Genomic DNA, 26,129 nt, shown 5'->3' on the forward strand with positions numbered 1-26,129 from the left:
CAGGGAGGAAATCTATGCGTAAGTTCACAACCATGATGACAGCGGCCGCCGCGCTTCTTGCGGCCGGCACAGCGACAAAGGCAGCGGATGTCGAGGTCCTGCACTGGTGGACCTCCGGCGGTGAGGCTGCGGCCCTCAACGTTCTGAAGGAAGACCTGGAAAGCCAGGGCATCGGCTGGCAGGACATGCCGGTCGCCGGTGGCGGCGGTACCCAGGCCATGACCGTGCTGCGCGCGCGCGTGACCTCCGGCAACCCGCCGACCGCCGTGCAGATGCTCGGCTTCGACATCACCGACTGGGCCCAGGAAGGCGCGCTCGCCGACCTGAACATCCTGGCCGGCATGGAAGGCTGGGACGATGTCGTGCCCGAAGCCCTGCAGAAATTCTCCAAATATGACGGCAAGTGGGTCGCAGCACCCGTGAACGTGCACTCCACAAACTGGGTCTGGGCCAACAAGGCCGTTCTAGACGAGCTCGGCATTGCGCCGCCGCAGACCTGGGACGAATTCGTCGCCGCGCTGGAAAAGGTCAAGGCCTCCGGCAAGACCGCCATCGCTCATGGCGGTCAGGCCTGGCAGGAAGCGACGGTGTTCGATGCGGTCGTCCTATCGACTGGCGGACCTGAGTTCTACAACAAGGTCTTTGTCGATCTCGACGAGGAAGCCCTCGGCTCTGATACGATGAAGCAGGCTTTCGACCGGATGGCCGTGATCCGCTCCTATGTGGATGACAACTTCTCCGGTCGCGACTGGAACCTGTCCTCTGCGATGGTCATCAACGGCGACGCCGCTTTCCAGATGATGGGCGACTGGGCGAAGGGTGAATTCCTCAATGCCGGCAAGCAGCCCGATACGGATTTCCTCTGCTTCCGCTTCCCGGGTACAGAAGGAAAGGTGACCTTCCTTTCCGACCAGTTTGCACTTTTTGCTCAAGGACCCGAAGTCGGTAAGGAACAGGCTGCACTTGCGGCCGCGATAATGTCGCCAAACTTTCAGTCAGCGTTCAACGTGGTGAAAGGCTCGGTTCCTGCGCGAACCGATGTTTCGGACGAAGCTTTCGATGCCTGCGGCAAAAAGGGTATAGCCGATCTGAAGGCTGCTGCAGCAAGTGGAAATTTGGTGGGCTCCATGGCGCATGGCCATGCCAACCCGGCAGCCATCAAGAATGCGATGTATGACGTCATCACCGCCCACTTCAACGGTGAATACGACAGCGAGACCGCCGTCGAGGAACTCGTCAACGCGGTTCAGATCAACAAATAAGCGTGCCAATGAGAGCGGTGATCCGTCACCGCTCTCTCCAAAACGGCCGGGGACTGACAATGTCTATTTCTGAAACAGCGAACCCGCGCGGTTCCGTTGCTGACAGACTGCGTGACGCGTTGCCCAAACTGGTGTTGAGCCCGACCGTCGCCATCGTGGCGATCTTCGTCTATGGCTTCATCCTGTTCACGCTCTATCTCTCCTTCACCGACAGCCGGATCCTGCCGACCTTCGGGCTTGTGGGCTTCGAGAACTACGACAAGCTGTTCCGGCTGCGCGCCTGGGACACCGCCGTTTCCAACCTGGTGATCTTCGGTGTTCTCTACATCGCGATCTGCTGCGTGCTGGGGCTGTTGCTGGCGATCCTGCTCGACCAGCGCATTCGCGCGGAAGGCTTCATCCGGACCATCTATCTCTACCCGATGGCGCTCAGCTTCATCGTAACCGGCGTGGCCTGGAAATGGTTCCTGGATCCCGGCATCGGCATCGAGGCGGTCGTCCAGGGCTGGGGCTGGACCGATTTCAAGTTCAACTGGATCAAGGATCGCGAAATGGCGATCTACACCATTGTCATCGCGGCGGTCTGGCAGACTTCCGGCTTTGTCATGGCGATGTTCCTGGCAGGCCTGCGCGGCATCGACAGCGAGATGATGAAGGCGGCCCAGATCGACGGCGCCTCGACCTTCGCGCTCTACCGCCGGATTATCATTCCGCAGCTGCGCCCGGCCTTCATGTCCGCCTTCGTGGTGCTGGCACACATGGCGATCAAGTCCTATGACCTGGTCATCGCGCTGACAGGCGGCGGGCCGGGGACATCGACCGAATTGCCTGCAACCTTCATGTATTCCTACACCTTCACCCGGAACCAGATGGGCATCGGCGCGGCTTCCGCCGTGATCATGCTGATGACGATCGCCGCGATCATCGTGCCCTATCTCTGGTCGGAACTGCGGGAGAAAAAGTGATGGTGACCGTAACCAGTTCCCGCTCGTTCAGTCCAGGCCGGTTTGTCCTTTACGCCCTGCTGGCCCTGTTCTGCATCTACTACCTGCTGCCGCTCTATGTGATGCTGGTCAATTCCCTGAAGCCCCTGTCGGAAATCACCGCGGGCGGCATGATGGCGCTGCCGAAGGACTGGACGCTCGCGCCCTGGCTCAGTGCCTGGTCGAGTGCCCAGGTCGGCGTCGAGGCAACAGGCCTGAAGCCCTATTTCCTCAATTCCATCATCATGGTCGTACCGGCGGTCGCCCTGTCGACGCTGGTCGGCGCGCTCAACGGCTATGTTCTGACCAAGTGGACGTTCCGTGGCGCGACCATTGTCTTCGGCCTGCTGCTCTTCGGCTGCTTCATCCCGTTCCAGATGGTGCTGATCCCGATGGCCCGCATGCTCGGCCTGATGGGCCTGGCAGGTTCCGTGACCGGGCTGATCTTCGTGCATTTCGTCTACGGCATCGGCTTCTCGACGCTCTATTTCCGCAACTACTACGCGGCCTTTCCGACCGAGCTGGTCCGGGCCGCGCAGATCGACGGGGCCGGCTTCTTCCGGATCTTCTGGCGCATCCTGTTGCCGTCGTCGGGGCCGATCGCGGTGGTGTGCATCATCTGGCAGTTCACCAACATCTGGAACGACTTCCTGTTCGGCGCCTCCTTCTCCGATTTCAGCAGCCAGCCGATGACCGTCGCGCTGAACAACCTGGTGCAGTCGTCAACGGGCGTGAAGGAATACAACGTCCATTTCGCCGGCGCGATCATGGCCGCGCTGCCCACGCTGCTCGTCTATATTGTCGCGGGCCGTTACTTCGTCCGCGGCCTGATGGCCGGCTCAGTCAAAGGATAAGACCATGGGCTTCCTGGATATCAAAAAAGCCACAAAATCATACGGCTCCCTGCAAGTCCTGCACGAGACGGACATCTCCGTTGAGGAAGGCGAGTTTCTGGTGCTGGTTGGCCCATCCGGCTGCGGCAAGTCCACGCTGCTCAACATGATTGCGGGACTGGAGGACATCACCTCTGGCGAGATCGCGATCCGTGGCCGCAGCATGAACGGCGTCAAGCCGGCGGACCGGAACATCGCCATGGTGTTCCAGTCCTACGCGCTCTACCCGAACATGACCGTTGCCGGAAACATCTCCTTCGGCATGGAAATGCACGGCATCCCGAAACCGGAACGGCAGAAACGCATTGACCAGGTCGCAGACCTTCTGCAGATCAGCCATCTGCTCGACCGCAAGCCGGGACAACTGTCGGGCGGCCAGCGCCAGCGTGTTGCCATGGGCCGCGCCCTGGTGCGCGAACCCGACGTGTTCCTGTTCGACGAGCCGCTCTCCAACCTCGACGCCAAGCTGCGTGTCGACATGCGCACCGAAATCAAGAAGCTGCACCAGAAGCTCGGCACCACCATCGTCTACGTGACCCACGACCAGATCGAGGCGCTGACGCTGTCGACACGGATCGCGGTGATGTATGGCGGTTATGTCCAGCAGCTCGGCACGCCCAAGGAGATCTACGACAACCCGGCCAACATGTTCGTCGCAGGCTTCATGGGTTCGCCCTCGATGAACCTCTTCCCGGCCAAGGTTGTCTCGCTCGACGGACGTCCGGCGGCCGAAATCGCGCTCGCGGACGGCAAGTCCGCTGCAGTGCCCTTTGCCGGTGAGACCCTTGCCTCCAGTGTCGGCCGTGACATCGTCCTCGGCATTCGCCCGGAAGCGATCACCGACAAGGACGGCGCCGATCGCAACTCCAACGCGGTCCACATGGTGGAGGCTCCGGTGGAAGTGACCGAACCCGCGGGCTCGGATACGTTTGTGGTCAGCCAGATCGGCGGCAAGGATGTCACCGGCCGGTTCCGCGCAGACGTCAATGTGCGGGCAGGGGACGTCTTCCCCTTTGCCTTCAACATGGAAAAGGCGGTTGCCTTCGATCCGCAGACAGAAAACAGGATTGCCTGACCCGTGACCAACGCCCCGGACATCGTGATCATCGGCAGCGGCATGGGCGGCGCGACACTCGCCGCCGGCCTTGCGCCGTCCGGTGCGCGTATTGTCATCCTGGAGCGGGGCAACCGTATCCCGGACGACGCACCGGCGCGCGATCCCTGGCGCATCTACACCAACAGCGCCTTCCGCTCCAACGAGACCTGGCTTGATGCCGATGGCGAGGCGTTCGAGCCGGGCAACTACTACAATGTCGGCGGCAACTCGAAGCTCTACGGCGCGGTCCTGATCCGCTACCGGAAAGAGGATTTCGCCGCCCTTGAGCATTATGACGGCGTTTCGCCCGCCTGGCCCTTTGCCTATGAGGAGCTGTCGCCCTGGTACGATGCGGCAGAGCAGCTGTTCCAGGTCCGCGGCGATGCCCATTCCGATGCCACCGAGCCGCCCCATGGCAAACCCTATCCGTTCCCGCCCGTGCCGGACGAAGAGGCGATCCGTCACGCCAGGCGGCGCCTGGAACAGGCCGGCGTCGTGCCTTTCAGCCTGCCGCTCGGGGTCGATATCGACCGCTGGCTCGACGCGGGGCAGACCGGCTGGGACGGCTATCCGGATCTGCGCTGCGGCAAGATGGACGCCGAGACCTGTCCCCTGGCGGCAGCGCTTTCCCACGACAATGTCAGCCTCGTCACCGGGGCCGAGGTGAGGGAGCTGCGCACCGGCTACAAGACCGACCGGATCGAGGAAGTCGTCTATGAGAAGGACGGCGAGGACATCTGCCTGACGCCGGGAGTGGTGGCGCTGTGCGCCGGGGCTGTCCAGTCCGCCGCGCTGCTGTTGCGCTCGGGCATTGCAAACAGCTCCGACTATGTCGGCCGCTGCTTCATGAACCACAATGCAACGGCGATGATCGCCATCGACCCACGCTTCCGCAACACCTCCGTCTACCAGAAGACCTTCGGCATCAACGAGTGGTACCTGGACGACGGTGAGGACGGCAGGCCGCTCGGCAATGTTCAGCTTCTGGGGCGGGTCACCCCGGACATCCTGAAGATCCAGGTACCGCAACTGCCGAAAATCGCCGCGCGCTGGATTTCCGGTCACGCGCTCGATCTTTATCTCATTTCCGAGGACCTGCCAGATCCCGAGAGCCGGGTGGTCCTGAACGAGGGCAAGGTGCAGCTGATCTGGCGCCGGTCCAACATGACCGCCCATGACAAGCTGGTCTCAAAAATGCGGCAGACATTGCGCCGGGCCGGCTTTCCGCTGGTGATGACCCGTCTCTTCGACGGCCAGGTCCCCTCCCACCAATGCGGCACCGTGAGACTGGGCGACGATCCCGCAACGTCGGTGCTCAGGCCCGACTGCCGGACCTGGGACCATCCGAACCTTTATGTCGCCGACGCAGGCGCACTGCCAACCTCGGCGGCGGTGAACCCGGCCCTGACGGTTGCGGCGCTTGCGCTCCGGACGGCGGAAACGATTCAAAAGGATCTGGCGGCATGAGCAAGCTGGCACTGGTCACCGGCGGACAGCGCGGCATCGGTCTCGGCATTTCCGAGGCGCTTGTTGCGGCGGGATACAGGGTTGCGATCCTGGCCCAGCTTTCGGCCGGCGATCCGGAAGTCACCGAGGCACTCGCCCGTCTCGGCCCTGATGCAGCCTATTTCCAGCACGATCTCCAGGAGATCGATGGTCATGCGGCCGTGCTCGACCGGATCGAACAGGAACTTGGGCCCGTTTTCACGCTGGTCTCCAATGCAGGCGTTCCGGCAAAGATCCGCGGCGATCTCCTGGATCTGCAGCCGGACAATTTCGACTTCGTCATGGGCGTCAACCTGCGCGGGGCGTTTTTCCTGGCCCAGGAGGTTGCCCGGCGGATGCTCACACGCGATGCCGGCAGCTACCGCTCCCTGATCTTCATCACCTCGGTCAGCGCAAGCATGGTCTCGGTTGAGCGCGCCGAATACTGCCTGTCGAAGGCGGGCGCCGCGATGATGGCCGAGCTCTTTGCCGTGCGCCTGGCGCCGCACGGCATCGGCGTCTTCGAAATTCGCCCGGGCATCATCGAGACGCCGATGACGGCAGGGGTAAAGGACAAATACACCGCGCAGATCGAACAGGGGCTGGTGCCGGCGGCGCGCTGGGGCCAGCCGGCAGACATCGCCGCAGCCGTGGTGCCGCTTGCAGAAGGCCAGATGGCGTTTGCGACCGGTACGACCATCAAGGTGGATGGCGGGCTGTCGATCCCGCGTCTTTGAGAAACAGCACTCTTTGGGTTGAACATGGAAAAAGGCTACGATTTCATCATCATCGGCGGCGGCAGCGCCGGCTCCGTCGTCGCGGCCCGGCTGACGGAAAATCCCGATATCAAGGTGCTGCTGCTGGAGGCGGGCGGACGCGACTGGCATCCGTTCTATCACCTGCCGGCAGGCTTCGCGAAAATGACCAAGGGCATCGGTTCCTGGGGCTGGCACACGGTGCCGCAAAAGCACATGAACGACCGGGTCTTCCGCTACACCCAGGCCAAAGTGATCGGCGGCGGCTCCGCCATCAACGCCCAGATCTACACCCGCGGCAACGCGCTCGATTATGACGAATGGCGCCAGCTGGGCTGCGAGGGGTGGGGCTATGAGGACGTGCTGCCCTATTACCGCAAGGCCGAGGACAACGACACCTACGACAACCGCTATCACGGTAAGGGCGGGCCGCTCGGCGTTTCAAAACCCTGCGCGCCGCTCCCCATATGCGAGGCCTATTTCGAGGCCGCGGCCGCCCTCGGCATTCCGAAGAACGAGGATGTCACCGGCGAGAAACAGGATGGCGTCGCCTATTACCAGCTGACCCAGCGCAACGCCCGCCGGTCCTCCGCGGCCATGGCCTATCTGGCCCCCAACAAGAACCGGCCGAACCTCGAGGTCCGCACGGGCGCCAATGTGCGTCGGATCGTGGTGGAAGCGGGCAAGGCCACCGGGGTCGAACTGGTCGATGGCACCAGGTTGACCGCGGACGCGGAAGTGATCCTCTCCTCCGGCTCGATCGGCTCGCCGAGGCTGCTGCAGCTCTCCGGGATCGGCCCGGCCGACAATCTGCATGGCCTTGGCATCGATGTGGTGCTCGACCAGCCGAATGTCGGCGCCAACCTGCAGGATCATCTTGATCTCTACTGCATTTGCGAGGTCAGCGGACCGCACACCTATGACCGGTTCGCCAAGCCGCACCTGTCTGTGATGGCCGGCCTGCAATATCTCCTGACCCGGCGCGGCCCGGTCTCCTCAAGCCTGTTCGAGACCGGCGGTTTCTGGTACGCGGATCCGGAAGCGCGCTCACCCGATCTTCAGTTTCACCTGGGCCTCGGCACCGGTATTGAATCGGGCGTGGCCGCCATGCCCGATGGCGGCGTCACCCTGAATTCCTGCTACCTGCGGCCGCGCTCCAGAGGCACAGTACGCCTGCGCAGCGCCGATCCGTCGGCCGAACCGTTGATCGATCCGAATTACCTGGAAGATCCGCGTGACCGGGAAATGTCGATCCGCGGCCTGAAGCTGACCCAGGAGATCCTGGCTCAGGCACCCTTGAAACCCTTCATCAAGGCCGAGCGGCTGCCTGGACCGGATCTCAAGACGGACGATGAGTATTTCCGGTTCATCTGTGAGCATTCCAAGACCTCGCATCACCCGGCGGGCACTTGCCGCATGGGCGTCGATGACGGCGCTGTTGTGACGCCGCGCCTGAAATTCAATGGCATTGAAAACTTGCGCGTCGTCGACGCCTCCATCATGCCGAACGTCATTTCCTCCAACACCAATGCCGCGGCCATCATGATCGGCGAAAAAGCCTCCGACATGATCCGTGAAGACCTGAAAGCCTGACCATGATCCGTCACATCGTCCTCATCAAGTTCAAGCCAGACGTCTCGGAAGAGACGATCTCGGACCTCTTCGCCGAGCTGCGCGAGATCGAAAAGCAGGTCTCCGGCATCCGCGGCATCACTTCCGGGCGCAGCGAAAGTCCTGAAAAGATCGAACGGGGTTATATGCACGGTTTTGTCGTCGATTTCGACGACTGGGACGCTTTGGAACGCTACCAAACCCACCCGGACCACAAGGCCCTTGGTGGCAAGCTCGTCGCCAACGCAATCGGCGGGATCGACGGCATCCTGGTGCTGGACATTCCGGTCGCGGCCTGACCTGGCCCACCGCCCATTCTGGAGTTTCCGATGCTGACCCTTCCGACCTATGCCAATAAACTGGAACCCTACCGGCTGACCGGGGAGCCGCTGGTGCCACGCGCGCCCGAAGTGCCGCTCACCCGCACCGCCTTTGCCGCCGCCCACGTCGTCTCCGATCCGCTCGCCGAGCGCGATCCCTGGGTCGGGTCTCCTGCGGTCGACTGGGAGAACACGCTCCGGTTCCGCAACTGGCTGTTCGATCAGGGCCTTGGCCTTGCCGAAGCCATGGACACGGCACAGCGCGGCATGGGGGTCGACTGGCCGACGGCGAAGGAACTCATCGAACGCACGATGCGGGAAGCAAAGGCCCATCCGCTGAAACCCCGCGTTGCCTGCGGCGCCGGCACCGATCAGAAGCTGCTGTCCGAGCTGAAGAATCGTGACGATATCCTGGCTGCTTATGCCGAACAGATGGAGGCGGTTGAGGCGGCCGGCGGGCAGGTGATCCTGATGGCCTCGCGCGCGTTTCCGGCAATCGGCGCCACAGCGGACGATTACGCCTTTGTCTATGGCAGGCTGCTGGATCAGGCGGCGGCGCCGGTCGTGCTGCACTGGCTCGGCGACATGTTCGATCCGGCGCTTGCCGGCTACTGGGGTGCCGCCGATTTCGAAACCGCGTCCTCGGCGGTTCTGGATATCATCAAGGCGCACGCGAAAAAGGTCGACGGCATCAAGATCTCGCTGCTCAACCAGGCCTATGAAGAACGGTTCCGGGCGAGACTTCCTGAAGGGGTCCGGCTCTATACCGGCGACGATTTCAACTATGCCGACCTGATCGCCGGCGACGGAACACATTATTCCCATGCGCTTCTGGGAGCCTTCGCAGCGATCGCGCCTGCCGCGAGCCAGGCGTTGGAAGCGCTGGCCAAGGACGACATGGAGACCTACCACACGCTGTTCGCGCCGACCGTGCCGCTCAGCCGCGAGATCTTCAAGGCGCCGACCCAGTTTTACAAGGCCGGCATTGCCTTCCTTGCCTGGCTGAACGGCGCGCAGAGCCACTTCATCATGCCGGCAGGTTTCCAGTCCGCCCGGGAGATCACTCATTATGCGGAAGTGTTTCGGCTTGCGGATCAGGCCCGGGTGTTGTCAAAGCCGGAGGTGGCGGTTGACCGGATGAAGCTGCTATTGAAGCTCCACGGCGTGGAATAGGGACAGGGAATGGGCAAGCGGGCGACCATACTGGATGTGGCCAAAAAGGCGGGGGTCTCGAAATCCACCGTCTCCCTTGTCCTGCAGAATTCCTCGCTGGTGAAGCAGCAGACCCGGGACCAGGTCACCGCGGCCATGGAAACGCTCGGCTATGTCTATAACCGCTCGGCCGCCGGCCTGCGCGGCGCGGCGTCCGGCCTGATCGGCCTGATCATCAACGATCTGCGCAACCCATTCTTCACCGAATTCGCCGCCAGTGCCCAGATGTGTTTTGCCCGTCAGGGCTATTCCACCGTCATTGCCAACACCGACGAAAAACCGGACATCCAGGCGCAGGTGATCGACAGCATGATCGAACATGGTGTCTCGGCCTTTGTCATATCGCCGACCTATGGCGGCGAGGACCGGCCGTTCGACCGTATCGAGCGCGCGGGCATTCCGACCATGCAGGTGCTGCGTCAGGTGGACGAGCGTACGGACCTGTTTCCCTTCGCCTCCCATGACTACACGGCCGGCGGCCGGCTGGCGGGAGAACACCTGATCGCGCAAGGATGCAGAAAAATCGCGTTTGTCGGCGGCATCGAGGACCGTCCGATCACGCTGGAACGCATGTCCGGTTATCACGAAGCAATGACGGCGGGCGGTCTTGCACCCCAAGCCTTTTACGGTCGCCCCTCGCGAGCCTTCGGCCGCGACATCGCCCTGCATCTTGCAAAGGAGCACCGGGACATCGAGGCGGCAATCTGTTTCAGCGACCTGGTCGCTCTTGGCATGCTCAGCGGCTTTGCCGAGGCCGGTATCCGGGCCGGCCGGGATTTCAGGATCGTCGGCTTCGACGACATCGAGGAAAGTTCCATCGCCTATCCAAGGCTCAGTTCCGTTCGCTGTGATTCCGCCCTGTTCGGCCAAAACGCCGCCGAGGCGATGCTCGCCTGGATCACGGCAGGCAAGCGCCCGCCGGACCAGAAGCGCTACGACGTCGATTTGGTGACGCGACAGTCCAGTCTTTGGGAGGAACGGGACGTCTGATGTCCCGGTTTGCCGGGGCCTTGTTTCGGAACATCAGGAGCTCATGGGTCCCGGTGAAATAATTACGCCATCTTGAGTTGTTATTTGGAAGTCAAATCCAGTTGAAATTCTTGTGAGGTGTGACGAGATTCACATGTCTGCGCGATTTTTTGCCGCTTTTCTTGAGGTTACATTGATGAGCCGCTCCCGATTGCCATGTGTATGAAGCGTTTTACGCAAATATTCATGACAGGAGCCCGAAATGCCAGGAGATCAGTCAAGGCGCACTCGACGCCTCGTTGAATTGGATACCGCGATCGCCGCCTTGGCGATCCTGCAACAGAAACGTTCGGAAGTGGTCGTCTACGGCGCCCATCGTCAGGCCATTGCCGGCAGCTTGCACGAGGCGGCCACGCATTCACAATTTGCCGCGGATCTGGAGCAGGCAAGCCGGGACGTCAAGATCGTCGCGGTGACAGGAATTGCCGCCTGTTTCGGAGCGTTTGTGGTTTCCCAGATCCTGTCCCGGGCCTATGGAGCCGCCTTTGTGACCGGCCGGCTCGGCGCACCCGTTGTGGCCCGGACGGTGTCCGTTGCGACTCCGTTGGGCACGACCATCGACGTGACCGCGTCGCGCGCCATCGGCCTTGGCGTGACCGGGTTCATCTCTGCTCAGATCCTGCAGACCATCCTGCTCCGGGTTCCGGTCTCGCATTTTCTCCAGCGTTATGTAGGCGACAGCGCCTTGTCGCGCCTTTTTGATCTCATCCGCGAGGAATGGAACGAGACGGAGTTTTCGCCGGAGGATTTCGCGGCCTACCGCACGGGTCTTTTGGAGACGTCGATTGGAACCGAACGGCACCGCGCCATCTTGCGCGATCCGAACGCGCGTCCAAGAGAATTGCGCCGGGCCATGCGCGAGATGATCGAGGAGCTGGTGTCACACCGGATCGCCGAAATCTTCATGTCGATCGACGCGCCGGCCAATGGCCTGCTGCTGATGTCCGAAACCGAACGCGCGGACTGGTACCGGCGTTTCGAACGGGATGTCAGAGCCTATATCGACGAAAACCATCCGGATCTGTCCGAAGACCAGAAGATCCTTCTGTCGACCAATCTGAAGTACGATTTCTGGGTCGAGGTGAATTCCCAGCTGCGCGCCCTGGATCAGAGGTGGCACGGCCAGATCCGCGACCTGCGCCGGCAAAGGCGCAATATCGACCTCACAATGGAGAATCTATTGGGCGGCGGCCGGTGACATTGACCGCCGAACACCAGGGCGGCGGCGGCCTGCTTCTGAAACCTCCCGGTTCAAGCGCACGATCAATTCGTGTTGCTGACGTTTTCCCCGGTCGTTAAGTTCTGCTGGCTGGGCCATTCCACAGTTCAAGTGAAGAAGGACAGCTTGAGTAGGGCTCCTGACCCAAGGTGGTTTCACTGAAAAACAATGGTGAAACTTCGATCTATTTCTCTCTCAGAAGTCTTTATCTGAACACTCACGTTCATCTTGGTGCCGGCGGCACGAGCATACATGCAATAAGAAGGAAATTTTGTGCTCGCGTTGTTGTTTGTAATTGGAAGAGTTTTACGGGTTCCCGGGTCTACGACTAATAGTTGATCTCCCTCCATAACGGTAGTGCTGAATTTGTAAGCAAGAATTTTACTGGAATTTTCCGGGTCAAAATGGGTGGCGATAAAACAATACGCAGTTTGCCCAGATAATTTTACTTCACTTTCATGTGGTATCACATTGTATTTATTAATACTGGAGAATTGACCTTTCCGGATCGCCTTGGGAACAAGTGCGATCGTTCCAAACAGGTTCTCCCTGTTTAATGATAACGCACCGTCGAACGATGCGGCGCTGACTGCATCCGGCCAAATAGTTGCAACAAAAAAAGCCAAGCAAATTGACTTGATGTCGGTTCTTGACCAAGCGAGATTACCCATTTGCTTCTCCCCATACACCTTTTGATTTAGCCGCTGAAATGATTGTGAGTATTACACTATAGAAAATCGCAAGACTGGGCAAAATCAGTTCAAGGCCGTCTGTGAATTCTGTTGGGTCAGCTCCAGAGGGCAATAAGTACTCGTTATAAATGTTCGCAACGATGTTTGAGAAACGGGTGATGTCAATATTAATCACCCAAACGGTGAAGCCTGATATTGCAAGACATAGACTCAAAAGAGACTTGGTTCTGATAAGGCTAAGAGCGGCCGTAAAGAGAAGTAGTATTACAAAAACAATAGTCATAGCATTCATATGGCCTGCGATGTTTTCTCCTCGATTTGCTAGTGCCATAATGCCGGCATAGGCAGTTGTGGTCTCGATCGGTAAGTTACTCTTAATTTCATCTAGTGTGTCACCCATCATTTTCCTCGATAATTACGTTTTAAATAGCTAAAATCGCTTATGAGAGTAGCTGGCTTGCCTTTTGGAAGTAGTTTTGAGTTTATTGTTTTTGTAGATCTTCGAAAAGGTAAGAGATGCCAGTGAGTTGTTGTTTCTCCAAGAGCAAGCGCAACTCGATGGATTCAACGCCAAGTGCCGGGATGTCGGCTGTTCAACTTTAACTGGTTGCTAAATAGGCGCCGAATTTTGGCGAATTCTCCCGATTTCTCATTGAGTATCCCCCTCACACAACGTGGTTTTTTGGATTTTAACTTCTCCAACAATATGGACTAAGAAAAAAATACACGTCAAGTTGTCCGTAGGCTGTCCGAAGGTAATAATAATACCAAAAAGGGATCGCGTGATCCGAGTTTTCCTATTTAGGCTTTGATTATTGGATACTAGCCAGATTTCGGACTATTATTTCGGTTCTGTAGGTGAGCTTGTGTAGGGGTATGCCCGATTGCAATGAGGAAAATGGGCCTCGTTAGGTTGAGCCTTAAGGCTTGCCGGCGGTTTGGGATCTCTCGATCAGGTCCACGCCCATCTGGTGGAACAGCTCAAGGTAATCCAGCAGCACCCAGTTCTCCATGATCTTGCCACCGGCGCAGCGATAGAAATCCATCACCCGGAGCGTCAGCGGCTTGCCGGTCGCCTTGACGCCCAGATAGTCGCCCTGATGGGTCATGGTCATGGACGGCCAGCCACTGACGGCGGCAAAGTTGCCGTCGCCGATCCGGCAATAGTGATTGCCGCCGACCCGGTCTGGAAAGGCCGTCAGGAAGGCAGCGCGGTGATCCTTCTCAAAGCCGCTCCAGCGATAGTTCGAGCCGATGCCACCCGGCCCGTACCAGAGCATGTCGTCATGCCAGTAGCCGTCGTCGCCGGTCTGTCCCTTGGAGGTGAAATTTTCCGGGTCGAAGGCCTTCAGGTCGGCCAGCATGGCTTCACAGAGATCGAGCGTCTTTTCGCCATTCGCCTGGCCTTTCGGCAGGACGCCGTCATGGGTGGCCGGACCGGGAAACAGCATTTCGGTGCCGAGCATCTGGGGCAGGGGGAAGAGTCCCGCCTGCCGCATCAGGTCAAGGAGATCGAAGATGATTTTGGCTTCCGAAATCCGGCCGTCCGGCTCCACCCGGTAGAACTCTCCGGAACGAAGGAACACGAGGTGATGTGACGGCTGAATGCCGAACAGCGGTTTTTCGAAATTGCCGACATAATGCGTGACGCTGGCAATCCAGTGACCGCCGGGCGCGCGCCGGTTGGGCCCGCCAATGAAGATCTCGTCGCGCCGGCGCACATGCGAGAAAGCGTCTTTCAGCGGCGTATAGAACCCCTCGACAACGGCGTCGCACCCTTCCAGCCGATTGACCGGAAAGGCGACATCGAACACCACGTCGTCGCGTAAGTGTTTGGAGATAAGCTCCTTATCCGCATCGGATCCGGTCGCGAAAATGCCGTTCAGGAAGGAGTGGGGAGCTTGCCGGAAGTCGGACATGGGAGTGCCTGCCAATACCAAGGGTTTGTGTGCCGAAACACTATTTTGCATTCGTATGCAAAAAATCATTGCCAAAGTCTTATCTCTGTGTCTAGCTATTTTGCATAGGAATGCAAAAAATGGCCAGCGGACGATTGAGGAGGGACGCTGTGGCTGAAATTCAGCTCAAGAACGTGTCGAAACGGTGGGGTGGATTTGTCGGGGTCGACAATTTCGACCTGACCATCGCCGATCGTGAATTCCTCGTCCTTCTGGGACCGTCCGGCTGCGGCAAGACCACAACCATGCGCATGATCGCAGGGCTGGAGGATGCGACGGACGGCGAGATCGTTATCGGCGACCGCGTGGTCAACGACCTCGATCCCAAGGATCGGGACATCGCCATGGTGTTCCAGTCCTACGGCCTTTACCCGAACATGAATGTCTACGAGAACATCCGTTTTCCGCTGAAGGTCCGCAAGGTCGATCCCGCCAGCCATGATGAACGGGTCCTGCGCGCCGCGGACATGGTCGAACTTCGGGAATTCCTGCACCGCAAGCCGGCGGAGCTTTCCGGCGGCCAGCGCCAGCGCGTGGCGCTCGCCCGGGCGATCGTGCGCGAGCCGAACGTCTTCCTGATGGACGAGCCGCTTTCCAACCTGGACGCCAAGCTCCGGGTTTCCACCCGTGCCCAGATCAAGAACCTGCAGCATGAACTGAAAGTCACCACAATCTACGTCACCCATGACCAGATCGAGGCCATGACCCTGGCCGACCGCGTCGTCGTCATGAAGCGCGGCGTGATCCAGCAGGTCGGCACGCCGACCGACATCTACGACAAGCCGGCCAACACCTTTGTTGCCGGGTTCATCGGCTCTCCGGCCATGAACCTGATGACCGGAACGCTCGCGGGCGGCACCTTCACCGGTGTAAACGTCACAATTGGCGGCCTCACTGGGCCCGACGGTCCAGTCACGCTCGGCTTCCGCGCAGAAGATGCGGCGGTTGCCCAGGCGGGCGGGGCCGCCCAGATCAGCGCGCCTGTCTACACGATGGAGCTGCTCGGTGATGCCACCATGATCACCGTCAAGGCCGGCGGGGCCCTGGTCTCCGTCAAGGCGAACAAGGATTTTCGCATCGAGATCGACGAGACCGTCGGCCTCAGCATACCGGCAGGGATCTGCCACCTCTTTCATCACGAGACCGGGGCACGCCTCGACGTGTGAACCCGGTCCGATCGGCACCAAGCCAAACAAACCAGAGCTGCGCCAGAGAGGCGCGTAGAACAGCAGGGAGACCTGACAGATGTTGAAGAAACTGCTTCTTGCCAGCGCGATGACGCTGGCGGTCACGGGCGCGGCCAGCGCCTGCGATTTTGAAAACACCACCACGATCAAGTCGCTGTCGGCGGGTTTCGAGGCCTGGAAGGCCGTCACCACGGAAATGGCCAAGTGCGGCAATTTCGAAGCGGAGCTCGACCAGGAGTTTCGCACCAAGCAGCCGGCAGCCTTCGCGGCCGACCCTGCACTCTACCAGATCGGCGGCGTCGCCAACGGCACGCTGGTGCCGCTCATGAACGAAGGCACGGTCCGTCCGCTTGACGACCTGGTCGAAAAATACGGTCAGAACCTGACGCCGAACCAGCTAATCAAGGTCGACGGCAAGATCATGGCGATCGCCATGATGGTCAACGCCCAGCATTTGATGTACCGGGAGGACATCCTGACCGATCTCGGCATTCCGGTGCCCAAGACCTATGACGAGGTACTGGCGGCGGCCGCGAAGATCAAGGAGGCCGGCGTCGTCGACTATCCGATCGGCGGCACCTTCCAGACCGGCTGGAACCTTGGCGAGGAATTCGTCAACATGTATCTGGGCATGGGCGGCACGTTCTTTGCCGAGGACAACACCCCGACCATCGAGAATGCCGAGGGCATTGCCTCGCTCGAGATGCTGAAGAAGCTGACCGAGTACATGGACCCGGAATATCTCGTGTCCGACAGCACCTATGTCCAGCAGCAGTTCCAGCAGGGCAAGATCGCGATGGCGAACCTGTGGGCCAGCCGCGCCGGCGCGATGGACGATCCGGACGAATCCCAGGTGGTCGGCAAGGTGAAGATGGCCGGCGCACCGACAGCGAATGCACGTGCCGCGTCGACGCTCTGGTGGGATGGCATGGTCATCGCCAAGAACATCACGGACGAAGAAGCCGAAGCCGCTTTCCGGGTCGCGATGAACGGCCTGACCCCGGAGATGGTGAAAGCCAACAATGACGCCGCTGTCTGGCTGGTGCAGGGGTATGAGCCGGGTCCCCTGGCGCAGGGCGTGGTCCAGACCGCCGAAGCCGGCGCGCTGCCTTATCCGGCGAGCTCCCAGATGGGCCTGATGCACACCGCGCTCGGCAATGGTGTTGCCGACTACCTGACCGGTGCCAAGGACGCGGAAACGACGCTGAAGGACATCGCTGGCGCCTACACGACCTCTGCCAAGGAAGCCGGTCTGATCAAGTAATCAGGCCTGGCAAAAGCGGAGGGCGGTCCCGCCCTCCGTCCATCCACTTCAACACGCAGACCGGGAGGGGAGCATGAATTCCAAGACATTCGCCGCTTTTGTCGGCCCGTCCATCTTCCTCATGCTGCTCTTCATTGCCGCGCCGCTGATCAGCGTGTTTCTGCAGAGCTTCTATCTCACCCAGCCGGTTTTCGAGACGGTTCAGGTGGAAACCTGCACGCCCGGTTTCCCGACCCAGACCTGCGTGACCGAAACAAAGACCCAGCCCATTCTGGGAGACGACGGCAAGATCGTCACCACGGTCAAATATGTCGGGCTGGAAAGCTACCGCAATGTCCTGGAGCCCGACCGGGCCTGGGCAGCCCTGAAGGCCTTCGATATAGGCGCGCTGCTGACCATCGATTTCTGGAAGGCGCTGCGCTTTACCCTCACCTTCACGCTGGTAACGCTTCCCCTCGTTATCGGCGTCGGGCTGGCGATCGCGATCACGGTCAACAACGCCACCCGCATGATACGTGGCCCCATCATCTTCGTATCGCTGCTGCCCTTTATCATCACCCCGGTGATCGGCGCTCTGTCGATCCGCTGGCTGTTCATCGGCGACGGCATCATGACCGCCTTCCTGGAATGGTGGCTTGCCCGGGACATTTCGATGTTCGCCCAGGGCTGGACCATCGAGCTCCTGATGATGTTCTACCGGGTCTGGCACGTGGCACCGTTTGCCTTCGTGGTGTTCTATGCCGGCCTGCAGACGGTCAACCAGGACACGCTGGAATCCGCGATGATCGACGGGGCCAGCCGCTGGGAGCGCCTGCGCTACGTCGTCATTCCGCACCTGATGCCGCTGATCGTCTTCATTTCTCTGATCCACCTGATGGATTCCTACCGGGTGTTCGAGGAAATCGTCGGCTTCTCCAGCCAGGCCTACCGCATCTCGCTGCAATGGCTGACCTACGACTTCCTGACGCCCGATGACAGCGGCAACCGGTCGATCTCGCGTGCCTCGGCCAGCGCCATGCTGACCATGATCGGCATCGTCGTCCTGCTGGTGCCGCTTCTGCGCAAGACCTGGCGCGATCACAAGGGAGGCAAGGTATGAGCCTGCCGAAGTCCATGCAGCAGCCGATGGCGCTGCGCGTCTCCTCCGCCGGCTTCCTGGCGTTCTGGTGCCTGCTCGCAAGTTTTCCGATCTTCTGGATCGCGGTGATGAGCTTCAAGGATCCGGTGGACGCGTTCGCGGCCAATCCCCTGGACGTGATCTTCGGACCGGAGACCGTTGCCACCGGACGGGGCCTGTCGATTGTCAGCATTCTCGTCGGGATGGTGGCGCTCTGGTACACGTTCCGCCTGGCGACCACGACGCTGCCGCGGCTGGTCAAGCAGTATTCGCCGCCGCACCTGATCGTGCCCGGCTGGATCATCGGCGCTCTGGTGTTTGCGCTTGGCTTCCTGATCGTCTTCGCCGGTCTGCTGCCTCCGCTTCTGGGGGCGGTCAACTCCGTGCTCGGTCCGCTCGGCAAGCCGATCCTCGGCCTCACCACGGAACATTACAGCGCGGTCTGGTTCGAAAACGCCTTCTACGAGAACTTCATCAACTCGCTGGTCATCACGGTCGGCGTGGTGACCGTGTCGCTGACCGTCGGGACGCTGGCCGGTTATGGCCTGGCGCGCTCGGGCTCAAGCCTTGCCTTCTGGATCCTGATCATCGCGCTGATCTTCCGGGCTCTGCCGCATTCGGTGCTAGTGGCTGGCTACCTGCCGCCCTTCATCAACTCGGCGGAACTCCTGCGGCCGATCCTGGGCGACGCCGCGCCGACGCTTTACGGCCAGCCCTGGGCGGTGATCGCGGTGCTGGTGTCGATCAACCAGCCCTTCACCATCTGGATGCTGCGCTCGTTCTTCCAGAACATTCCGAATGAGCTGGACGAAGCGGCGCGGGTCGACGGCTGCACCCATTTCCAGGCCTTTCGCTGGGTGATCATGCCGGTCATGTGGCCCGGGGTGATCACGACAGGCCTGTTCAGCTTCCTGCTGGCTTATAACGACTACCTGGTCTGTTCGCTGCTGCTCGATGCCCAGAACCAGACAATGGTTCCGGCGATTGCAGGGTATTTCAACCGGGAGACCACGACGACGGACCAGGTGGAGGCCGTGGCGGCAGCCGTTTCCATCATTGCTCCGCTGTTCCTGCTGATCATGATTTTCCAGCGGCAGATCGTGTCCGGTCTCACCGCGGGGGCGGTGAAGGGATGACGATCTATCTGGTCACACCATTCCCGATCCGGCATCCGGCGCGCAACCGGCTCCCACGTGATCTTCCGGCTCAACCGTGCCTGCTGCCCACCGGAACACAGACACGATCGATGGAGAATTGAGATGAAGGGATCCCGTCCCGAACAGGCGGTGCTGAGCCGCGACACGGACATGAGCAAGACCGGAGAGACCCGCCGCGTGATCGAAGGTATGGTCGACGGGCTGAACGACCACCGCATTGCCGATATCGGCGAGTTCTTTTCCGATGGCTTTCGATGGCTGGGCAATTGCGGCTGCGGCACCAAGACCGGCCTGAAGGAATTCCAGGACAATTGGCAAAAACCGTTTCAGGCCGCCTTTTCCGACAAGGTCTGCGTCGACGAGGCAAGGCTTTACATGGGCGAGTGGGCGGCCGCCTTCGGCCGCCAGGAGGCCACCCATTCCGGTCCTTTCATGGGTGTCGCCGCAACCGGCAAGCGGGTCGAGATCCGCTACATGGATTTCTGGAAAGTGGTGGACGGCAAGATCGTCGACAACTGGGTGATGGTCGACTTTCCGCATGTGCTTGCCCAGCTCGGCAAGGACGTCTTCAACGGCGAAGGTTGGGAAGCCTATGACCGTGGTGAGCGGCAACCGTCGGCGCCGGAGCAGGCTGCGTAACGCGGAACCTTGCGGCTTCGGGCATTTCTTCGAAGCCGCTTGATTTATCGTGCATACGTATGCAAATTGAAAATGACAGCGGCTGGAACACGGGGTCCCAAAGAAGCCCTCCGGTCCGCGCCTCGAAAGGGAAGAAACATGGCGATTGAGTATTTGAAGCGCGGCAAGCCGGAGACGGAACGCTCCGAGGACGATGCCAAGGTTCGCTCCATCGTGGAGGGAACACTCAAGGAGATCGAGGCCCGCGGCGATGCCGCCGTGCGCGAGCTGTCCGAAAAATTCGACAATTACACGCCGTCGTCCTTTCGCCTGAGCCCGTCCGAAATCGAGGCGCTGATGAACCAGGTCTCGGCACGGGACATGGAAGACATCAAGTTCGCCCAGGAGCAGGTGCGCAAATTTGCCCAGGCGCAACGCGATTCCATGCTCGACATCGAGGTGGAAACCCTTCCGGGTGTGATCCTGGGACACAGAAACATCCCGGTGCAATCGGTCGGCTGTTATGTGCCGGGCGGCAAGTTCCCGATGGTGGCCTCCGCGCATATGTCCGTGGCGACGGCGTCCGTCGCCAAGGTGCCGCGCATCATCGCCGCGACGCCGCCGTTCAAGGGCGCGCCGAACCCGGCGGTCATTGCCGCCATGCATCTGGGCGGGGCGCATGAGATCTACGTCCTCGGCGGCATCCAGGCAGTCGGTGCCATGGCGCTCGGTACCGAAACCATCGACCCGGTGCACATGCTGGTCGGCCCGGGCAATGCCTTTGTCGCCGAGGCAAAGCGGCAGCTGTTCGGCCGGGTCGGCATCGATCTCTTTGCCGGTCCGACGGAAACCATGGTGATTGCCGACGAAACCGTCGATGCGGAACTCTGCGCCACCGACCTGCTTGGCCAGGCCGAACACGGCTACAATTCGCCGGCGGTGCTGGTGACGAATTCCCGCAAGCTTGCCACGGAAACCATGGCGGAGATCGACCGCCTCCTAAAGATCCTGCCGACAGCGGAAACCGCCTCGAAGTCCTGGGAGGACTACGGCGAAGTGATCCTGTGCGACAGCTATGACGAGATGCTCGCCGTTGCCGACGACATCGCCTCCGAGCATGTCCAGGTGATGACCGACCGGGACGACTGGTTCCTTGAGAACATGACCTGCTACGGCGCGCTGTTCCTGGGCGCACGCACCAATGTGGCCAATGGCGACAAGGTCATCGGCACCAACCACACCCTGCCGACCAAGAAGGCGGGTCGCTACACCGGCGGGCTCTGGGTCGGCAAGTTCCTGAAGACCCATTCCTACCAAAAGGTGCTGACCGACAAGGCCGCCGCTGAAATCGGAGCCTATTGCTCGCGTCTGTGCATGCTGGAAGGATTTGTGGGGCACGCCGAACAGGCCAACATCCGGGTGCGCCGCTATGGCGGCGGCAACGTGCCTTACGGCGAGGCCGCCGAATAACCATGGACCGGCATACCCACCACAAGGCGCTGATTGCTCCGCTGCGGGCGGCGATGTACGACTTCGAGGAAGGCACCGTGCGAAAGGCGCTGTCCGATGTCTGCGCGTCGGATGTCCTTTTCCGTCTGTGCCACCCGTTTGGCGACACCACCGGCACGGACGCCTTTTACGACAAGGCCTATGCACCGCTCTTCAAGGCAATTCCGGATCTGGAGCGCCGCGACACCATCGTCATGGCCGGCCCGACCCCGGAAGGCAACGACTGGGTCGGCTGCGGCGGCTATTACACCGGCTCCTTCGAAACGCCGTGGCTCGACATTCCCGCGACCGGTCACCAGGTCGCCATGCGCTTTCACGAGTTCTACCGCTTTGTCGACGGCAAGGTGGTCGAATTCCAGGCGCTGTGGGACATTCCGGAAGTGATGATGCAGGCGAAGGCCTGGCCGATGGCGCCGAGCCTTGGCCGCGAGTGGCATGTACCGGGCCCGGCGACCGAGGACGGCATCGTGCCGGGGCCCTATGACGACGAGGCAGGCAGACGGACCTGCCAGCACATCATCGACATGCTGGAGCATCTGAAGAAACACCCGTCCCAGGGCGGGCCGGAAGTAATGGAAATGCCGAGGTTCTGGCATCCGCGCATGAGCTGGTACGGCCCTTCGGGCATCGGCACTGGCCGCGGCATCAAGGGTTTCCGCAACTGGCACCAGATCCCGTTTCTGAACGGCATGCCCGACCGGGGCCAATATGTCGACGAGATCGAGTACCACTTTTTCGGCGACCGCGACTATGCCGCAGTCACCGGCTGGCCGAACATGATCCAGACTGTCAGCCATGACGGCTGGATGGGCATTGCTCCCTCGGGCAGGAAGATCACCATGCGCAGCCTGGATTTCTGGCGAGTGGAGAACGGCTTGATCCGGGAAAACTGGGTTTTGGTCGATCTTCTGGACGCTTACGAGCAATTGGGTGTTGACGTCTTTCATCGGCTTCGGGAATTCAACAAGGCCCGCTGTGGCTTTGATCCAGAAACCGGAGTTGCCTTGTCATGATCGATCTTCCCTCCACCCCGAGCTTTTCTCTTGCCGGCAAACGCGTTCTTGTTGCCGGCGCCTCCTCCGGCATCGGCCTGGGTTGTGCCACCGCCCTTGCTGAGGCCGGCGGCGACGTTGTGCTGGCGGCGCGGCGGGAAGACAGACTGAAAGACGCGGTCGACGCCATGACGGCAAGGGGGTGGAAAGCTTCCGCGCTGCAGCTCGACATTGCAGATGTCCTGGAAGTCGAAGTCAGTGTCGAAAAAAACGGACCGTTCGACGTCCTGGTCAACAGCGCCGGCTTTGCCCTGCACACGCCGGCGACCGAGACCACCCCGGAGGATTTCGACCGCGTCATGAACGTCAATCTGCGTGGCGCCTATTTCGTGACCCGGGCGGTCGCCAAAGGCCTGATTGAAGCGGGCAGGCCTGGTTCCCTGATCAACATGTCCTCGCAGATGGCCCATGTCGGCGGCATCGACCGCGCGGTCTATTGCGCTTCCAAATTCGCCGTCGAAGGCTTCACCAAGGCAATGGCGCTGGAATTCGGTCCCAAACAGATCCGCGTCAACACGATCTGCCCGACCTTCATCCGCACGCCGCTCACCGAACCGACCTTTGACAATCCCGACCGCGTCAAGTGGATCGAGGAGAAAATCAAGCTCGGCCGGACGGGCGAGGTCCAGGACATCATGGGCGCAGTGCTTTATCTCGCCAGCGACGCCTCGTCCCTGGTGACGGGAACATCGCTGCTTGTCGACGGAGGCTGGACGGCTGACTGATGGCAAACGAGAAAGTCACCTCCATCGAAGTTGCCAAGAAGGCCGGCGTCAGCCAGTCGGCGGTCAGCCGCGTGTTCACGCCTGGCGCCTCCGTCTCGCCGAAAATGGCCGAGAAAGTGCTGAAGGCCGCCGAGGAGCTTGGTTACCGGCCGAACGTCCTGGCGCGTTCGCTGATCACCGGCCGCTCGCGCATCATCGGCCTGGTGGTGGCTTATCTGGACAACCAGTTCTATCCGGACGCGCTGGAAAAGCTCTCCAATGCGCTCCAGGCCCACGGCTATCACATCCTCGTCTTCATGGTTTCGAACGACGACGACGGCATCGACAAGGTGATGGGCGAACTCCTGGATTATCAGGTCGACGGCATCATCACCGCCTCTGTCGCCATGTCCAACGCGCTGACCTCGCGCTGCGCGGCGGCCGGCGTGCCGGTGGTGCTGTTCAACCGTGGCCAGGACGACGTCCGTCTCAACCAGGTGACCTCGGACAATTTCGAGGGCGGGCGCAAGATCGCCGCCTTCCTGGCCGCCGGTGGCCACAAGAAAATCGCCCACATTGCCGGCTGGTCAGGCTCGTCCACCGGGCGCGACCGCGAGGCTGGGTTCCGGGCAGGCCTGAGAGAGGTCGGTCTCGAGCTCTCTGTCTGTATCGATGGCATGTACAAGCGGGATATCGCGGCCCAGGCGGCGCGGGACATCTTTTCGGCCAAGGATCGCCCCGACGCGGTGTTTGTCGGCAACGATCACATGGCCTTTGCCGTGATGGACGTGCTGCGCTTCGAACTGAAACTCGACGTGCCCGGCGATGTGTCCGTCGTCGGCTATGACGACGTGCCGCTGGCCGCCTGGCCGGCCTATGACCTCACAACCCTGCGCCAACCCTCCAACCGCATGGTCGAGGCGACCGTCTCAACGTTGCTCGGCTGGATCGAGGAAGGCAGCCAGGATGTTCAGAAAATCAAGATCGACGGACCGCTGATGATCCGCGGTTCCGCACGCTTACCCGAAGGATGGCCCGATGAAAGGCTTTGACCCGCGCTGGTCCGATTTCCCCGATTACATCATCGGGATCACCAAGGAGATCTGGGAAGACCGCAAGATCGCGACCCTGCACCATTATTATTCCGATGACATCGTCGTACGCTCGCCCGCCTCCGTCGTGGTCGGCAACAAGGACGTCATCGGCGCGACCATGGCGACCCTGGCCGAATTCCCGGACCGGACGCTGCTGGGGGAAGACGTCATCTGGTCGGGCACGCCGGAGGAGGGCATGCTCTCCTCCCACCGGATCATTTCCACCGCCACCCATCTCGGCGACGGTGTCTATGGCAAGGCGACGGGCAAGAAGCTGCAATACCGGATCATCGCCGACTGCCATGCCATCAACAACCAGATCAACGACGAATGGCTGATCCGCGACCAGGGCGCGATCGTGCGCCAGATGGGCTGGGATCCGGCCGCCTATGCGCGGGATCTGATTGAGCGCCAGGGAGGGCCGGAGGATTGCGTCCGGCCGTTCACGTCGGCCATCGACCAGCCCGGTCCCTACAAGGGCAAGGGCAACGACAATGAATGGGGCGCCAGATACGCCGACATTCTCGGCCGCATCATGGGCGCCGACATGGCCGCCATCGAGACCGAATACGACCGCGCCTGCCAGCTCGCCTATCCGGGCGGCGTCAACGGTTATTCCTGGGGCGATGCCGACCGGTTCTGGATGGGCCTGCGCGCCAGCTTTCCTTCGGCCACCTTCCGGATCGAACACCAGATCGGTCGCGACGATCCCCTGATGCCGCCGCGTGCGGCCCTGCGCTGGTCGTTGCACGGCAAGCATGACGGCTGGGGTGCCTTCGGCGAGCCAACGGGAGCCGAGGTCTATGTGATGGGCGCGGCCCACGCCGAATTCGGCCCCTGGGGCTTGCGCCGCGAATACGTGCTTTTCGATGAAACGTCGATCTGGAAGCAGATCGCACTCAAAACCGGCTGATCGCCAGCCCAACCCCTCAATAGGTCCTGTCATGAGCCCTGAAGAGATGGAAACCCGGATTGTCCGCTATGGCGATCTGAAACCCTGCCGCACCGCCTTTATCGATGCCCACACGCCGGGCTCGGACCAGAAGGAGAATTTCACCATCATCGGCGGTGGTGTGTCCGAAAGCCCGGACCAGCATGTCCATATCAAGGAAACGCCGGGCTTCAACATCGGCGCGGCCGGCCAGCCGCCGAAATGCCGCAACTCGTTGCATTCGCATACCACTGCCGAAGTGTTCTTCGTGCTGAAGGGCCGCTGGCGGTTCTTCTGGGGACGCTGGGGCACCGCCGGAGAAGTGGTGCTGGAAGAAGGCGACATCTTCAACATTCCGACCGGCATCTTCCGGGGCTTTGAAAACATCGGCACCGACTACGGCATGATCATGGCGATCCTTGGCGGCGATGATGCCGGCGGCGGCGTCACCTGGGCGCCCCAGGTGATCGAGGATGCCAGGGATCACGGCCTGGTCCTCGGCGAGAACGGCGTGCTCTATGACAGCAAGAAGGGCCAGTCGCTTCCCGAAGGTGTCAAGCCGATGCCTCTCCTGAGCGATGACGAGTTGAAAGCCTTCCCGGAGCCCGGCAACGAGGCTGTGGTCCGCGATTACGTTGCGCGCTACTGGGACATGATGGCGCTCGCCGCGAAAAGACCCTGCAAGGTCATCGGCGAAACGGCGCTCCTGAAGGACAAGCCTGGCTTCGAAGTGGAGTTCCTGACCCGCGGCTCGATCCCGGAAACGGCCTATACGCTCCAGGCTCACGAGATCCTGATGGTCATGCGCGGCCACTGGAAGCTTTCCTGGGCGGATGGCGAAAAGGTGCTGGCACCGGGCGATACCTGCGCCGTGCCGCCGGGTCTCGAACACAGCCTTGCCCCGTCAATGAGTGGTGAAGCCAGCCTCTTCCGCGCGATGAACACGGCGGATCCGGCCGGACCGACCTGGGTCAGCTGAAA

25 protein-coding genes are annotated in these 26,129 nt (G+C 61.0%); 22 read left to right on the forward strand and 3 right to left on the reverse strand.

Going from position 1 to position 26,129, the window contains the following annotated elements; genetic code table 11:
• Positions 1-14: 14 nt before the first annotated feature.
• The 11 genes from M0H32_RS02680 (at position 15) to M0H32_RS02730 (ending at position 11,844) form a co-directional block, all read left to right on the forward strand.
• Entirely contained in the window at positions 15-1,262 is a 1,248-nt protein-coding gene (locus M0H32_RS02680) for an ABC transporter substrate-binding protein (RefSeq protein ID WP_425607281.1), read from the forward strand.
• 59 nt (positions 1,263-1,321) lie between these two features.
• Positions 1,322-2,227 carry a carbohydrate ABC transporter permease gene (locus tag M0H32_RS02685; protein ID WP_248150354.1) on the forward strand — a complete coding sequence of 302 codons (906 nt, stop codon included), beginning with the start codon at positions 1,322-1,324 and terminating at the stop codon, positions 2,225-2,227.
• Positions 2,227-3,099: a carbohydrate ABC transporter permease gene (locus M0H32_RS02690; RefSeq protein ID WP_248150356.1), complete on the forward strand. Its 873-nt coding sequence runs from the start codon at positions 2,227-2,229 to the stop codon at positions 3,097-3,099. Before M0H32_RS02685 ends, M0H32_RS02690 begins: the two co-directional genes overlap by 1 nt.
• Positions 3,100-3,103: 4 nt before the next feature.
• Positions 3,104-4,213 (forward strand): ABC transporter ATP-binding protein, encoded by a 1,110-nt coding sequence (locus tag M0H32_RS02695; RefSeq protein ID WP_248150358.1) that lies wholly within the window; start codon positions 3,104-3,106, stop codon positions 4,211-4,213.
• 3 nt (positions 4,214-4,216) lie between these two features.
• Positions 4,217-5,701 carry a GMC oxidoreductase gene (locus M0H32_RS02700; RefSeq protein WP_248150362.1) on the forward strand — a complete coding sequence of 495 codons (1,485 nt, stop codon included), beginning with the start codon at positions 4,217-4,219 and terminating at the stop codon, positions 5,699-5,701.
• Positions 5,698-6,456 carry a 3-ketoacyl-ACP reductase gene (locus M0H32_RS02705; RefSeq protein ID WP_248150364.1) on the forward strand — a complete coding sequence of 253 codons (759 nt, stop codon included), beginning with the start codon at positions 5,698-5,700 and terminating at the stop codon, positions 6,454-6,456. Before M0H32_RS02700 ends, M0H32_RS02705 begins: the two co-directional genes overlap by 4 nt.
• Before the next feature lie 24 nt (positions 6,457-6,480).
• Entirely contained in the window at positions 6,481-8,067 is a 1,587-nt protein-coding gene (locus M0H32_RS02710) for a GMC family oxidoreductase (RefSeq protein WP_248150366.1), read from the forward strand.
• A gap of 2 nt (positions 8,068-8,069) precedes the next feature.
• Positions 8,070-8,384, forward strand: a complete 315-nt coding sequence (locus tag M0H32_RS02715) for a Dabb family protein (RefSeq protein WP_248150368.1) — start codon at positions 8,070-8,072, stop codon at positions 8,382-8,384.
• Positions 8,385-8,414: 30 nt separating this feature from the next.
• A complete protein-coding gene (locus M0H32_RS02720) occupies positions 8,415-9,578 on the forward strand; it encodes a dihydrodipicolinate synthase family protein (RefSeq protein ID WP_248150370.1) in 1,164 nt (387 codons plus the stop codon).
• A 9-nt stretch (positions 9,579-9,587) separates the two neighbouring features.
• Positions 9,588-10,607, forward strand: coding sequence for a LacI family DNA-binding transcriptional regulator (locus M0H32_RS02725; protein ID WP_248150373.1), 1,020 nt, complete (start codon positions 9,588-9,590; stop codon positions 10,605-10,607).
• A gap of 241 nt (positions 10,608-10,848) precedes the next feature.
• Positions 10,849-11,844, forward strand: coding sequence for a hypothetical protein (locus M0H32_RS02730; RefSeq protein ID WP_248150377.1), 996 nt, complete (start codon positions 10,849-10,851; stop codon positions 11,842-11,844).
• A gap of 176 nt (positions 11,845-12,020) precedes the next feature.
• Here M0H32_RS02730 and M0H32_RS02735 read toward each other — a convergent pair whose 3' ends face one another.
• The 3 genes from M0H32_RS02735 to M0H32_RS02745 all read right to left on the reverse strand — a co-directional run bounded on the left by M0H32_RS02735 (position 12,021) and on the right by M0H32_RS02745 (position 14,476).
• Positions 12,021-12,536 carry a hypothetical protein gene (locus tag M0H32_RS02735; protein ID WP_248150380.1) on the reverse strand — a complete coding sequence of 172 codons (516 nt, stop codon included), beginning with the start codon at positions 12,534-12,536 and terminating at the stop codon, positions 12,021-12,023.
• Complete coding sequence (locus M0H32_RS02740; RefSeq protein WP_248150382.1) at positions 12,529-12,957, reverse strand: hypothetical protein; 429 nt, start codon at positions 12,955-12,957, stop codon at positions 12,529-12,531. The genes M0H32_RS02735 and M0H32_RS02740 overlap by 8 nt, the downstream gene beginning before the upstream one ends.
• 520 nt (positions 12,958-13,477) lie before the next feature.
• A complete protein-coding gene (locus tag M0H32_RS02745; RefSeq protein WP_248150385.1) occupies positions 13,478-14,476 on the reverse strand; it encodes a nuclear transport factor 2 family protein in 999 nt (332 codons plus the stop codon).
• 149 nt (positions 14,477-14,625) lie between these two features.
• Between M0H32_RS02745 and M0H32_RS02750 the strand changes: the two genes are divergently transcribed.
• From M0H32_RS02750 to M0H32_RS02800, 11 genes are all read left to right on the forward strand, one after another.
• The gene (locus M0H32_RS02750) at positions 14,626-15,681 is read left to right on the forward strand and encodes an ABC transporter ATP-binding protein (protein WP_248150388.1); all 1,056 of its coding nucleotides are present in this window, start codon (positions 14,626-14,628) and stop codon (positions 15,679-15,681) included.
• A 79-nt stretch (positions 15,682-15,760) separates the two neighbouring features.
• Complete coding sequence (locus tag M0H32_RS02755; protein WP_248150391.1) at positions 15,761-16,966, forward strand: ABC transporter substrate-binding protein; 1,206 nt, start codon at positions 15,761-15,763, stop codon at positions 16,964-16,966.
• Between the two features lie 73 nt (positions 16,967-17,039).
• On the forward strand, positions 17,040-18,065 hold the full coding sequence (locus M0H32_RS02760) for a carbohydrate ABC transporter permease (protein ID WP_248150394.1): 1,026 nt from the start codon (positions 17,040-17,042) through the stop codon (positions 18,063-18,065).
• Positions 18,062-19,219: a carbohydrate ABC transporter permease gene (locus tag M0H32_RS02765; protein ID WP_248150397.1), complete on the forward strand. Its 1,158-nt coding sequence runs from the start codon at positions 18,062-18,064 to the stop codon at positions 19,217-19,219. The genes M0H32_RS02760 and M0H32_RS02765 overlap by 4 nt, the downstream gene beginning before the upstream one ends.
• 123 nt (positions 19,220-19,342) lie before the next feature.
• On the forward strand, positions 19,343-19,879 hold the full coding sequence (locus tag M0H32_RS02770; protein WP_248150399.1) for an ester cyclase: 537 nt from the start codon (positions 19,343-19,345) through the stop codon (positions 19,877-19,879).
• 138 nt (positions 19,880-20,017) lie between these two features.
• The gene (gene hisD, locus M0H32_RS02775; protein WP_248150401.1) at positions 20,018-21,328 is read left to right on the forward strand and encodes a histidinol dehydrogenase; all 1,311 of its coding nucleotides are present in this window, start codon (positions 20,018-20,020) and stop codon (positions 21,326-21,328) included.
• Positions 21,329-21,330: 2 nt separating this feature from the next.
• Positions 21,331-22,380: an ester cyclase gene (locus tag M0H32_RS02780; RefSeq protein ID WP_248150404.1), complete on the forward strand. Its 1,050-nt coding sequence runs from the start codon at positions 21,331-21,333 to the stop codon at positions 22,378-22,380.
• The gene (locus tag M0H32_RS02785) at positions 22,377-23,144 is read left to right on the forward strand and encodes an SDR family NAD(P)-dependent oxidoreductase (protein ID WP_248150408.1); all 768 of its coding nucleotides are present in this window, start codon (positions 22,377-22,379) and stop codon (positions 23,142-23,144) included. Before M0H32_RS02780 ends, M0H32_RS02785 begins: the two co-directional genes overlap by 4 nt.
• Positions 23,144-24,175 (forward strand): LacI family DNA-binding transcriptional regulator, encoded by a 1,032-nt coding sequence (locus M0H32_RS02790; RefSeq protein WP_248150410.1) that lies wholly within the window; start codon positions 23,144-23,146, stop codon positions 24,173-24,175. Before M0H32_RS02785 ends, M0H32_RS02790 begins: the two co-directional genes overlap by 1 nt.
• Entirely contained in the window at positions 24,162-25,130 is a 969-nt protein-coding gene (locus M0H32_RS02795) for a nuclear transport factor 2 family protein (RefSeq protein WP_248150412.1), read from the forward strand. Before M0H32_RS02790 ends, M0H32_RS02795 begins: the two co-directional genes overlap by 14 nt.
• Positions 25,131-25,161: 31 nt before the next feature.
• Positions 25,162-26,127 (forward strand): cupin domain-containing protein, encoded by a 966-nt coding sequence (locus M0H32_RS02800; RefSeq protein WP_248150414.1) that lies wholly within the window; start codon positions 25,162-25,164, stop codon positions 26,125-26,127.
• Positions 26,128-26,129 lie beyond the last annotated feature (2 nt).

Origin of the sequence: Roseibium sediminicola, assembly GCF_023156505.1 — a bacterium.
Classification (GTDB): Bacteria; Pseudomonadota; Alphaproteobacteria; order Rhizobiales; family Stappiaceae; genus Roseibium; species Roseibium sediminicola.